This is a genomic window from Variovorax sp. P1_H12_2 (assembly GCF_056405335.1).
Genome location: NZ_JBFUCI010000021.1, coordinates 20,887 through 31,277, shown reverse-complemented (window position 1 = coordinate 31,277; position 10,391 = coordinate 20,887). Strand labels below are relative to the sequence as shown.

At 67.7% G+C, this 10,391-nt stretch carries 14 protein-coding genes and 1 pseudogene; 11 read left to right on the top strand and 4 right to left on the bottom strand.

What is annotated here, in order from left to right; genetic code table 11:
* From AC1D2K_RS04365 to AC1D2K_RS04345, 5 genes are all read left to right on the top strand, one after another.
* On the top strand, positions 1–475 hold a 475-nt coding region (locus AC1D2K_RS04365; protein WP_478086584.1), incomplete at its 5' end, for a cbb3-type cytochrome c oxidase subunit I.
* Positions 476–489: 14 nt separating this feature from the next.
* The gene (locus tag AC1D2K_RS04360; protein ID WP_286539281.1) at positions 490–600 is read left to right on the top strand and encodes a cytochrome oxidase small assembly protein; all 111 of its coding nucleotides are present in this window, start codon (positions 490–492) and stop codon (positions 598–600) included.
* A 7-nt stretch (positions 601–607) separates the two neighbouring features.
* The gene (locus AC1D2K_RS04355; RefSeq protein WP_478086582.1) at positions 608–1,231 is read left to right on the top strand and encodes a cytochrome c oxidase assembly protein; all 624 of its coding nucleotides are present in this window, start codon (positions 608–610) and stop codon (positions 1,229–1,231) included.
* On the top strand, positions 1,228–1,437 hold the full coding sequence (locus AC1D2K_RS04350) for a DUF2970 domain-containing protein (protein ID WP_478086580.1): 210 nt from the start codon (positions 1,228–1,230) through the stop codon (positions 1,435–1,437). The genes AC1D2K_RS04355 and AC1D2K_RS04350 overlap by 4 nt, the downstream gene beginning before the upstream one ends.
* Positions 1,438–1,488: 51 nt before the next feature.
* On the top strand, positions 1,489–2,370 hold the full coding sequence (locus AC1D2K_RS04345; RefSeq protein WP_478086579.1) for a cytochrome c oxidase subunit 3: 882 nt from the start codon (positions 1,489–1,491) through the stop codon (positions 2,368–2,370).
* A 71-nt stretch (positions 2,371–2,441) separates the two neighbouring features.
* On the opposite strand, the gene AC1D2K_RS04340 is transcribed toward AC1D2K_RS04345, so the two are convergent.
* The gene (locus tag AC1D2K_RS04340; protein WP_478086578.1) at positions 2,442–2,663 is read right to left on the bottom strand and encodes a twin transmembrane helix small protein; all 222 of its coding nucleotides are present in this window, start codon (positions 2,661–2,663) and stop codon (positions 2,442–2,444) included.
* Positions 2,664–2,699: 36 nt separating this feature from the next.
* Between AC1D2K_RS04340 and AC1D2K_RS04335 the strand changes: the two genes are divergently transcribed.
* The 6 genes from AC1D2K_RS04335 to AC1D2K_RS04310 are packed head-to-tail and all read left to right on the top strand — an operon-like array spanning position 2,700 to position 7,711.
* Positions 2,700–3,494, top strand: coding sequence for an SURF1 family protein (locus AC1D2K_RS04335; RefSeq protein WP_478086577.1), 795 nt, complete (start codon positions 2,700–2,702; stop codon positions 3,492–3,494).
* Positions 3,436–4,161, top strand: coding sequence for an SCO family protein (locus AC1D2K_RS04330; protein ID WP_478086575.1), 726 nt, complete (start codon positions 3,436–3,438; stop codon positions 4,159–4,161). The genes AC1D2K_RS04335 and AC1D2K_RS04330 overlap by 59 nt, the downstream gene beginning before the upstream one ends.
* A 7-nt stretch (positions 4,162–4,168) precedes the next feature.
* The gene (locus tag AC1D2K_RS04325) at positions 4,169–5,356 is read left to right on the top strand and encodes a COX15/CtaA family protein (RefSeq protein WP_478086574.1); all 1,188 of its coding nucleotides are present in this window, start codon (positions 4,169–4,171) and stop codon (positions 5,354–5,356) included.
* Positions 5,353–6,258: a heme o synthase gene (gene cyoE / locus AC1D2K_RS04320; RefSeq protein WP_478086572.1), complete on the top strand. Its 906-nt coding sequence runs from the start codon at positions 5,353–5,355 to the stop codon at positions 6,256–6,258. Before AC1D2K_RS04325 ends, cyoE begins: the two co-directional genes overlap by 4 nt.
* Positions 6,259–6,266: 8 nt before the next feature.
* Complete coding sequence (locus tag AC1D2K_RS04315; RefSeq protein ID WP_478086571.1) at positions 6,267–6,872, top strand: SCO family protein; 606 nt, start codon at positions 6,267–6,269, stop codon at positions 6,870–6,872.
* 5 nt (positions 6,873–6,877) lie between these two features.
* The gene (locus AC1D2K_RS04310) at positions 6,878–7,711 is read left to right on the top strand and encodes a DNA alkylation repair protein (RefSeq protein WP_478086570.1); all 834 of its coding nucleotides are present in this window, start codon (positions 6,878–6,880) and stop codon (positions 7,709–7,711) included.
* Positions 7,712–7,762: 51 nt separating this feature from the next.
* Here the strand turns inward: AC1D2K_RS04310 and rpoH are convergent, their stop codons facing one another.
* From rpoH to ftsY, 3 genes and pseudogenes are all read right to left on the bottom strand, one after another.
* Positions 7,763–8,704, bottom strand: coding sequence for an RNA polymerase sigma factor RpoH (gene rpoH, locus AC1D2K_RS04305; protein ID WP_478086568.1), 942 nt, complete (start codon positions 8,702–8,704; stop codon positions 7,763–7,765).
* 114 nt (positions 8,705–8,818) lie between these two features.
* Positions 8,819–9,097 (bottom strand): annotated as a pseudogene (locus AC1D2K_RS04300) (Mpo1-like protein); the annotation flags it as partial.
* 17 nt (positions 9,098–9,114) lie between these two features.
* Positions 9,115–10,365: a signal recognition particle-docking protein FtsY gene (gene ftsY / locus AC1D2K_RS04295; RefSeq protein WP_478086567.1), complete on the bottom strand. Its 1,251-nt coding sequence runs from the start codon at positions 10,363–10,365 to the stop codon at positions 9,115–9,117.
* Positions 10,366–10,391: the final 26 nt, after the last annotated feature.

Here is a 10,391-nt window from a genome sequence, read left to right as displayed (position 1 = left end):
GCTGCAGGACACCTACTACGTCGTCGCCCACTTCCACTACGTGCTGGTGGCCGGCTCGCTGTACGCGATGTTCGCGGGCTACTACTACTGGGCGCCCAAGTGGACCGGCGTGATGTACAACGAGACCCGCGGCAAGGTCCACTTCTGGTGGTCGCTGATCTCCTTCAACATCACCTTCTTCCCGATGCACTTCCTGGGCCTGGCGGGCATGCCGCGCCGCTATGCCGACTACCCGATGCAGTTCGCCGACTTCAATGCGGTGGCCAGCGTCGGCGCTTTCGCCTTCGGTCTCGCGCAGGTCTATTTCTTCTTCTTCATCGTCCTGCCGACGATGATGGGCAAGGGCGAGAAGGCCCCGCAGAAGCCGTGGGAAGCCGCCGAAGGCCTCGAGTGGGAAGTGCCGTCGCCGGCGCCGTTCCACACCTTCGAGACCCCGCCCAAGCTGGACGCGACCGCCACCCGCGTGATCGGCTGAACCTCGAGCGCCTCATGACACCCGAACAGAAGAGGAACAACCGCCGCATGGGGCTCACGCTGGCCTCCATTGCCGTGCTGTTCTTCATCGGCTTCATTGTCCGCATGGTCTGGATAGGCCGCTAAGGGCAGTATGGGCATCGGCCAACGCATCCGCCGCGAGAACGTCCGCATGGTCGGCAAGCTGGCCGTCGTCGCGGCCGGCATGTTCGCCTTCGGCTATGGGCTGGTGCCCATGTACCGCGCCATCTGCGAGATGACCGGCATCAACATCCTGGCCCTGTCCGAGCTGCAGGTCCCGGGCGGTGCGACCGGCGGCGACAAGGTTCGCGTGCCCGACAACACCCAGGTCGACATGAGCCGCACCATCACGGTCGAGTTCGACGCCAACGTGCGCGGCCTCTGGGATTTCAAGCCCGCGCAGCGTTCGATGGAGGTCCATCCGGGCCAGCTCAACACCGTGATGTAYGAGTTCCAGAACGTGCAGAACCGCCGCATGGCGGCGCAGGCGATCCCGAGCTACGCGCCGCAGCAGGCCGCGCCCTACTTCAACAAGCTCGAGTGCTTCTGCTTCAACCAGTACACGCTCGACGCCGGCGAGAAGAAGCAGTGGCCGGTGGCGTTCGTGATCGATCCCAAGATCTCCAAGGACGTGAAGACCATCACGCTGTCCTACACCTTCTTCGAGGTCGGCGGCAAGACCCCGCCGGCACCGGTGGCGGCCAATGGCGCCGTCGTCATGGAGCCGCGCTCGTGAGCGCCTCGGATGTCGCGCACAAGGGGTCGCTGTGGCGGACGGTGAAGGCCGTCTGCTGGTCGTTCTTCGGTGTCCGCAAGAAGAGCGGCTACCAGGACGACCTCGCCAAGCTCAATCCGCTGCACATCATCGCGGTCGCCTTCGTCGCCGTCGCACTGTTCGTGACCGGGCTGATCCTGCTGGTGCGCTGGGTGGCCGCAACCTGAACACACACATCCCACAGAATTCGAATCGAGAGAAGAAAGCCAGGATCTGATATGAGCTCAACCACCCACGGCACCACGCCCTACTACTTCGTGCCCGGGCCATCGGCCTACCCGGTCATGGCCGCGACCGGCCTGCTCTTCGTCATCCTGGGCGCGGCCCAATGGATCAATGGCCACCAGTGGGGCGCCTGGTCGCTGCTGGCGGGCATGATCGTCTGGCTCGGCACGCTCTACGTCTGGTTCAGCGCCTCGATCCGCGAAAGCGAAGGCGGCCTGTACGGCCACAAGGTCGACCTCTCGTTCCGCTGGAGCATGAGCTGGTTCATCTTCTCCGAAGTGATGTTCTTCGGCGCCTTCTTCACCGCACTGTGGTGGGCGCGCACGCATGCGCTGCCCGCGCTGGGCAGCCTCGACAACGCGCTGCTGTGGCCCGACTTCAAGGCCGTGTGGCCCACGGCGGCGGTCGGCGTGACCGGTTCGCCGGCCGGCATCGTCGAGCCCTTCCAGACCGTCGGCCCGTTCTGGCTGCCGACCATCAACACCGCGCTGCTGCTGAGCTCCGGCGTCACGCTGACGATCGCCCACCACGCGCTGCGTGCCGGCCATCGTGCGCAGACCATTCGCTTCATGTGGCTGACCGTGCTGCTGGGCTTCAGCTTCCTGAGCGTCCAGGGCTACGAGTACTACCACCTCTACACCGAGCTGAACCTCAAGCTCAGCTCCGGCGCCTACGGATCGACCTTCTTCATGCTCACGGGCTTCCACGGTCTGCACGTGTTCATCGGCATGCTGATGCTGTTCTTCATCACGCTGCGCCTGCGCAGCGGCCACTTCACGCCCGAGCGGCACTTCGGTTTCGAGGGCGCCGCCTGGTACTGGCACTTCGTCGACGTCGTGTGGCTCGGCCTGTACTTCCTGGTCTATTGGCTTTGAGCTTCAGCGACGGCAAAAAAAGAAAGCGCCGCGAGGCGCTTTTTTCATGGATTTCGTGGAACGAGCATCACCTACTTGCCGATCGGGAGGCCCCCCGGCTGGATGTAGCCGAATTTCCACGCCAGCAGGACGCAGAGGAACAAAACGACCGAAAGTCCGATCCGAACCGTGAGCGCGCGCGCCATGCCGCTGCTCTTGGCGCGGCCCTCGCGCCCGTCCCTCAACATGAAGAACAGCGCCACCGCGAGACTGCCCAGGATGCCCAGGAAGGCGAGGGCGACAAGGTATTTCATGACCCACATTATCGGCCGTCGGCGCCGCCCGCGGCCTTGAACGCGGATGTCCCGGACACGGTTCGCGGCCCGCGCACCGGCCGCTTCTGGCTCGTCACCGCTGTCGCCTTGCTGACCCTCGCGGCCACGGTCTCGCTGGGTCGCTGGCAGCTGTCGCGGGCGGCGCAGAAAGAAGCGCTGCAGGCCGAGATCGACGCCCAGAACAACCTGCCGCCGCTCGACCAGGAGGCCTTCCTGGCGCTCGGCGATGCGGCCGCCCAGATGCACCGGCCGGTTCGGCTGCACGGACTCTGGCTGGCGCCGCACACGGTCTACCTCGACAACCGCCAGATGCATGGCGTGCCCGGCTTCTACGTGCTGACGCCCTTCGCGCTCGAAGGCAGCGACCAGACCCTGCTGATCCAGCGCGGCTGGATCCAGCGCAACTTCACCGACCGGACCCGGCTCGAGGCGATCGAGACGCCGGCCGGCCTGGTCGAAGTGACCGCCAGGATCGCGCCGCCGCCGGCTCATCTGCTGGAACTGGGCAAGGCCGATTCCGCCGCGACGACGCCAGCGCCCGCGGGGTCTTCGCTCATCCGGCAGAATCTCGGTCTTGAAGCGTTCCGCGCCGAAACCGGTCTGCCCCTGCGGACCGATGTCTCCCTGCAGCAGACCGGCTCGGCGTCCGAGGGCTTGCAGCGCGACTGGCCGGCCCCTGCGCTGGGTGTCGAAAAGCACTACGGTTATGCATTCCAGTGGTTCGGCCTCTCGGCCCTCGTGGTATTCCTCTATGTCTGGTTTCAATTCATCGCCCCCTTCCGCCGCGCACGCCTTGCCCGCCGTGGCTGACGAGCCGCTCGGCCTGACCGTCCACTCGATGCCGTCGCCGCGCCAGGCGCTCGCGGGCGCCGAAGGCCGGCGCACGGTCCAGGGCCGCTGGAAGATGATCTTCGTGCTGCTGTGCTGCGCGGCACCGGTGGTCGCCTCCTATTTCACCTACTACGTGGTGCGTCCCGAGGGCCGCAGCGTCTACGGCGAGCTGATCGATCCGCAGCGGCCGCTGCCGAACATCGAGGGCACGCAGCCGGACGGCAAGACGGTCCGGCTGCCGTCGCTCAAGGGCCAGTGGCTGCTGCTGACCGTGGCCGATGCGGCCTGTGACGCCCTGTGCGAACAGCAGCTCTATCTGCAGCGCCAACTGCGCGAGAGCCTGGGGCGCGAAAAAGACCGGCTCGACCGCGTCTGGCTGGTCAGCGATGCGCAACCGCTGCCCGAACGCCTGGCCAACGGCCTGCGCGGCGCGACCGTGCTGCGCCTGCCGGCCGCCGAGATCGCGAAGTGGCTGCCCGCGAGCGCGGGCCACGCGCCGGCGGAACACCTCTTCGTGGTGGACCCGCTGGGCAACCTGATGATGCGCTTTCCGGCCCGCATGGACGCCGCCGGCGCCAGCCGCGGCAAGCGCGACCTCGACCGGCTGCTGCGCGCCTCCTCGTCCTGGGACGACGCAGGCCGCTGATCCCGCCATGGACACGACCTCGCTCTACGACCTCAAGCCGATCGCCTGGCTGCTGGCGGTCGGCGTGCTGCTGGCCCTGGGGCCCTTGATCTGGGTCTGGCGGCGCAACGCGGGCGCCGGTGCCGCGCGCCGGCTGCATGCCTTGACCGTGCTCGCCTTGTTCCTGACCTTCGACCTGACGCTGTTCGGCGCCTTCACCCGGCTGAGCGACTCGGGCCTGGGCTGCCCCGACTGGCCCGGCTGCTACGGCAACGCCAGCCCGCTCGGCGCGCGCCACGACATCGCGATGGCGCAAGCCGCGCAGCCGACCGGGCCGGTGACCCACAGCAAGGCCTGGGTCGAGATGGTCCATCGCTACCTGGCCACCGGGGTCGGCTTCCTGATCCTGGTGCTGGCGATCGCGACCTGGGTCGCACGCCGGCGGCAGCGCCTGCCCGACCACCGCGGCGAGCGCGCGCTGAGCGCCTGGTGGCCCGCCGCCACGCTGGCCTGGGTCTGCCTGCAGGGTGCCTTCGGCGCGATGACCGTGACCTGGAAGCTCTTCCCCGCCATCGTCACGCTGCACCTGCTGGGCGCCGTGGCGCTGCTGGCGCTGCTCTGCATCCAGGCCGTGCGCTACCAGCAGGCGGCGCTGCAGCGCCTGCCCACGGCCCTGCCGTCGGCGTTGCGCACGCTGCTGATCGCCACCACCGCGCTGCTGGGCCTGCAGATCGCCCTGGGCGGCTGGGTCAGCACCAACTATGCCGTGCTGGCCTGCACCCAGTTCCCGACCTGCCAGGGCAGCTGGTGGCCGCCCATGGACTTCGCCCAGGGCTTCGAGATCTGGCGCCATCTCGGCGAGACCACCGCCGGCGCCCCGATCGACTTTGCCGCGCTCACCGCCATCCACTACGCGCACCGCCTGATGGCCTACCTCGTGTTCGCCGCCATCGGCCTGCTGGCCTGGCGTCTGTATCGCATCGAGCCGCTGCGCGCCCAGGCGCGCTGGCTCGCTGTGCTGGCGCTGCTGCAACTCGCCAGCGGCCTCGGCAACGTGCTGCTCGGTTGGCCGCTCGCGGCGGCACTGCTGCACACCGGCGGCGCCGCGGCGCTCGCGGTGGTGCTGACCTGGACCTTGTGCGAAAGCCGTCGCGAGGGCGCCCGCAGTGCGGCCGGCGCCGGCGCCCGTGTTCCCAAAATGGAGGTGGCCCGATGAGCGCCCCCGTGTCTGTTCCCGTCCCGACCACCGCCAGCGTGCTGCGCCAGTTCTATGCGCTGACGAAGCCGCGCGTGGTGCAACTGATCGTCTTCTGTGCCCTGATCGGCATGGTGCTCGCGGTCCCCGGCGTGCCGACCTTGGCCGACCTGCAGCAGGGCGCGCTGGCCTGCCTCGGCATCTGGCTGGTCGCCGGTGCGGCGGCGGCCTTCAATTGCCTGGTCGAGAAGGGCATCGATGCCAAGATGAAGCGCACCGCCTGGCGGCCGACGGCCCGCGGCCAGCTCAGCGACCGGCAGGCGCTGAGCTTCTCGGCGGCGCTGTGCGCGGCGGGCTCGGCCCTGCTGTGGTTCACGGTCAACCCGCTGACCATGTGGCTGACCTTCGCGACCTTCGTCGGCTACGCGGTGATCTACACCGTGATCCTGAAGCCGCTGACGCCGCAGAACATCGTGATCGGCGGCGCCTCGGGCGCGATGCCGCCGGTCCTGGGCTGGGCCGCGATGACCGGCGACGTCGGCCCCGAGGCGCTGATCCTGTTCCTGATCATCTTCCTGTGGACGCCGCCGCACTTCTGGGCCCTGGCCCTCTACCGGGTCGAGGACTACCGCAAGGCGGGACTGCCGATGCTGCCCGTGACCCACGGCAATGAGTTCACGCGGCTTCAGGTGCTGCTCTACACCTTCATCCTGTTCGCTGCCTGCCTGATGCCCTTCATCTACGGCATGAGCGGCTGGCTCTACCTGGTGGTCGCGATCGGCGTCAGCATCGGCTTCACCGGCTATGCCTTCGCGCTGTGGCGCCACTATTCCGACGCGCTCGCACGCAAGACCTTCCGCTTTTCGCTGATCCACCTGAGCGTGCTGTTCGCCGCGCTGCTGGTCGACCACTACCTCCGATGATCGAACCCATGAACAAGCGGCAATTGCTCCAAACCCTGGCCTGGACCGGCGTCGCCGCGTTCGCGGGCGTCCAGCTCGCGGGTTGCTCCGAAGCCAAGCCCAGCTTCCATGCGATCGATATCACGGGCGCCGACTACGCCAGGGATTTCTCGCTGGCCGATGCCGACGGCAAGACTCGCACGCTGGCCGACTTCAAGGGCAAGGCGGTGGTGCTGTTCTTCGGCTATGCCCAGTGCCCGGATGTCTGCCCGACCACCATGAGCGAGATGGCGCAGGTCAAGCAGCAATTGGGTGCCAATGGCGACAAGCTGCAGGTGCTGTTCGTCACCGTGGACCCGGCGCGCGACACGCCGGAAGTGATGAAGGCCTACATGGGCGCCTTCGACCCTTCCTTCGTCGCCTTGATCCCGACGCCCGACCAGCTCGCGGCGCTCGCGAAGGACTTCAAGGTCTACTTCAAGAAGGTCGACGGCAAGACCCCGACGAGCTATTCGATGGACCACTCGGCGGCCAGCTTCGTCTACGACCCGCAGGGCCGGCTGCGGCTCTACGCGCGCTATGGCGCCGGCGTGGCGCCGATGGTGGCGGACCTCCAGGCCCTGCTCAAGTCCTGAGCGCCGTGGCCTCGGTCGATCACTTGCTGCAGCGCAAGGGCGCCTTCCGCATGGCGCTGATCCCGCCCGAGGTGCTGGAGGCACTCAACGACGGCCTGCTCGAGACCGTCAATCTCAACGAATTCATGGCGCTGGAGCTGCCGAGGCTGGCGCGCAGCGTGGCCGCGCAGATCGGGCTCGATGCGGCCAGCGAACGCCTGGGCGACACCTTCGCAATGCTGGCAGCCTTCAAGCCGATGYAGCGCCACGGCCACATCGCGCGGGCGCTCTACGACCTCACGGCCGCGCATCCCGAGCGCGACGCGGTGGCCCATCGGCTGGCCACCCATCCGAGCGACGTGGCGCGTTGCTGGGCGACGCAGTGGATCCCGATGTCGGGCCTGTCGCTGGCCGGGCAACTGGAGGCCACCCGGCGCTTTGCGGCCGATCCGCATTTCGGCGTGCGCGAGATGGCGTGGATGGCGGTGCGCGACGCGACCATCCGCTCGCTCGACGAGGCCCTGGAGCGGTTGCAGCCCTGGACGGCGGACCCGGACCCGAACATTCGCCGCTTCGCCAGCGAACTGACTCGGCCGCGCGGCGTCTGGTGCGCCCAGATCGAGCGCCTCAAGGCCGAGCCCTGGCTCGGCCTGCCGCTGCTGGAGCCGCTCAGGTCGGACCCCAGCCGCTATGTCCAGAACTCGGTCGCCAACTGGCTCAACGACGCGAGCCGCACGCAACCGGACTGGGTCGAAGCCACCTGCGACCGTTGGCTGGCCGAGAGCGACTCGGCCGAAACCGGCTACATCGTGCGTCGGGCGTCGAGGACGCTGGCGAAGCGGGCGCCCGAGGCGGCCTGAAAAAGAAAAGCCCGGCACGGGGCCGGGCTTGATGCGAGGGAGAAGGGCGCTTCAGGCGTATTCGGCCAAGGCCTTCTTCATTTTCTTCATCGCTGCCACCTCGATCTGGCGAATGCGCTCGGCGCTCACGCCGTAGACCGCAGCCAGGTCGTGCAGCGTCATTCCGCCCGAGCCGTCGTCGTTGACCTTGAGCCAGCGCTCCTCGACGATGCGGCGGCTGCGCTCGTCCAGGGCTTCCAGCGCGGTCGAGATGCCGTCGGTCGACAGCCGGTCGCGCTGCCGCGATTCGAGCTGTGCGGTTGGCTCCTGCGTGGCGTCGGCCAGATAGGCGATCGGGCCGAAGCCGTCGTCGCCGTCGTCGGACGGGCTCGGATCGAGCAGCACGTCGCCGCCCGAGAGCCGGGTTTCCATCTCGAGCACTTCCTCGGGCTTCACGTTCAGCCGCGTGGCCATCTGCGAAACCTCGTCCGGGCTCAGCGTCTCGCGGTGGGTGCCACCGTCGGCGGCGGCCGAATCGGCCTTGAAACCCTGCTTCATCGAGCGCAGGTTGAAGAACAGTTTGCGCTGGGCCTTGGTCGTCGCGACCTTGACCATGCGCCAGTTCTTCAGGATGTACTCGTGGATCTCGGCCTTGATCCAGTGCATGGCGTAGCTCACCAGCCGGACGCCCTGGTCGGGATCGAAGCGCTTRACGGCCTTCATGAGGCCGACATTGCCTTCCTGGATCAGGTCGCCGTGCGGCAGGCCATAACCCAGGTATTGGCGGGAAATAGAGACGACAAGGCGCAGATGCGACAAGATGAGCGCACCGGCGGCTTCGAGGTCGTTGTCGTCGCGCAGTTTGCGCGCGAAGCCCTGCTCCTCTTCGAGCGTCAGCAAAGGCAGGCGGTTGGCTGCCGAGATGTAGGCGTCCAAGTTACCCAGCGGCGGCACCATCGACCAGGGATTGGCGACGGCGAGCTGGTTGGCAGAGGCTCCAGACAGTGTTGTCATTCGGGAAACTCCTTCTTTCATGGCCATATTAGCACTCGGTTAGAGGGAGTGCTAAGGCAAGGGTTCCCCCTTATTTTCTATGGGGTCGATAGCCTGGGCCACAAGCCTCCAGGCCTACCAGCGGAGGCCGAGACGCTCGAAAAGCCTGGACAGTACGAACAGCGGGCCGACCCAGAGGTATTGGATGTCCTCGAAGAAGGAAGGTTTCCGGCCTTCGATCTTGTGGCCGATGAACTGGAAGATCCAGGCCACCACGAAGATGACGGCGGACACCGGCAAAACAAGATCGCCCATCGCGTGCACCAGCGCCAGCAGGGCGACCGTGCCGACCAGCATGGTCGCGAGGAAGGCCGGGGAGCGCAGCGTCGCGTAATAGACCAGGCTGGCCGCCACCGAAGGCCGCTGGCGCGCTATCCGAGCAATGCCTGGGCGAATTCGCGGGCGTCGAAGGTTTCCAGGTCCTCGAGCTTCTCGCCGACGCCGATGAAATAGACCGGGATCGGCCGTTCGCGCGCGATCGCGCACAGCACGCCGCCCTTGGCGGTGCCGTCGAGCTTGGTCACGACCAGCCCGGTCAGGCCCAGCGCCTCGTCGAAGGACTTGACCTGCGCCAGCGCGTTCTGGCCGGTGTTGCCGTCGATCACCAGCAGGACCTCGTGCGGCGCCGTGGGGTCGGCCCGGTTGACGACCCGCTTGATCTTCTTGAGTTCGTCCATCAGGTGGATCTGGGTCGGCAGCCGGCCGGCGGTGTCGACCAGCACCACGTCCTTGCCGCGCGCCTTGCCGGCGTTGACCGCGTCGAAGCTCACGGCGGCCGGGTCGCCGCCTTCCTGGCTCACGATCTCGACCGTGTTGCGGTCGGCCCAGACCAGCAATTGCTCGCGCGCCGCGGCCCGGAACGTGTCGGCCGCGGCCAGCAGCACCGAGGCACCTTCGTTGGCCAGGTGCTTGGTGAGCTTGCCGATCGAGGTGGTCTTGCCGGCGCCATTGACGCCGGCGACCATGATCACGGTCGGCGTGTGCTCGCCGATCACCAGCGATTTCTCGAGCGGCCGCAGCAGGTCGGTGATCGCGTCGGCCAGCAGCAGCTTGACCTGCGCGGCGTCGGTCGCCATCTGGCTCTTGACGCGGCGGCGCAGGTCCTCAAGCAGGTGCTCGGTGGCCTTGACGCCGGTATCGGCCATCAGCAGCGCCTCCTCCAGTTCCTCGTAGAGCGCATCGTCGATCTGCGCGTTGACGAAGGCGGCGGTGATGCTGTTGCCGGTCTTGCGCAGGCCATTGCGCAGCTTGCCGAGCCAGCCGCTGCGCTCGGGCGGGGGCGCAGGTGTCGGGGCCGGCGCCGGAAGCGGCGCCGATGCGGGAGGAGGGGGGGGGGCCGGCACTTCCACCGGTGCAGGGGCGGGGGCCATCGGCGTTGGCGTCGGCGCTGGCGCGGTCACGGGTGCCGCTGCAGGTGCAGGCGAAGGCGAAGGCGAAGGCGCAGGTGCAGGTGCAGGTGCCGCCACGGGTGCCGGCGCAGCCGCCGGCTTGCCGCCGAACCAGCTGGAGGGCGAAAAGACCGATTTCGGGGCTGCCGCAGGCATTTCGGCCGGCGGGGCCGCAGGCTCGGGAACCGGCGCCGGGCTCTCGGCCGCAGGTTTTTTCTTGAAGAAACTGAACATTGGGCGCTTTTTACAATCCGAGCCAT

Coding starts and splice junctions, on each gene's coding strand:
- AC1D2K_RS04360 (WP_286539281.1), top strand. CDS start 490: ATGACACCCGAACAGAAGAGGAACAACCGCCGCATGGGGCTCACGCTG.
- AC1D2K_RS04345 (WP_478086579.1), top strand. CDS start 1,489: ATGAGCTCAACCACCCACGGCACCACGCCCTACTACTTCGTGCCCGGG.
- AC1D2K_RS04340 (WP_478086578.1), bottom strand. CDS start 2,663: ATGAAATACCTTGTCGCCCTCGCCTTCCTGGGCATCCTGGGCAGTCTC.
- AC1D2K_RS04330 (WP_478086575.1), top strand. CDS start 3,436: ATGTCTGGTTTCAATTCATCGCCCCCTTCCGCCGCGCACGCCTTGCCC.
- AC1D2K_RS04325 (WP_478086574.1), top strand. CDS start 4,169: ATGGACACGACCTCGCTCTACGACCTCAAGCCGATCGCCTGGCTGCTG.
- cyoE (WP_478086572.1), top strand. CDS start 5,353: ATGAGCGCCCCCGTGTCTGTTCCCGTCCCGACCACCGCCAGCGTGCTG.
- AC1D2K_RS04315 (WP_478086571.1), top strand. CDS start 6,267: ATGAACAAGCGGCAATTGCTCCAAACCCTGGCCTGGACCGGCGTCGCC.
- ftsY (WP_478086567.1), bottom strand. CDS start 10,365: ATGTTCAGTTTCTTCAAGAAAAAACCTGCGGCCGAGAGCCCGGCGCCG.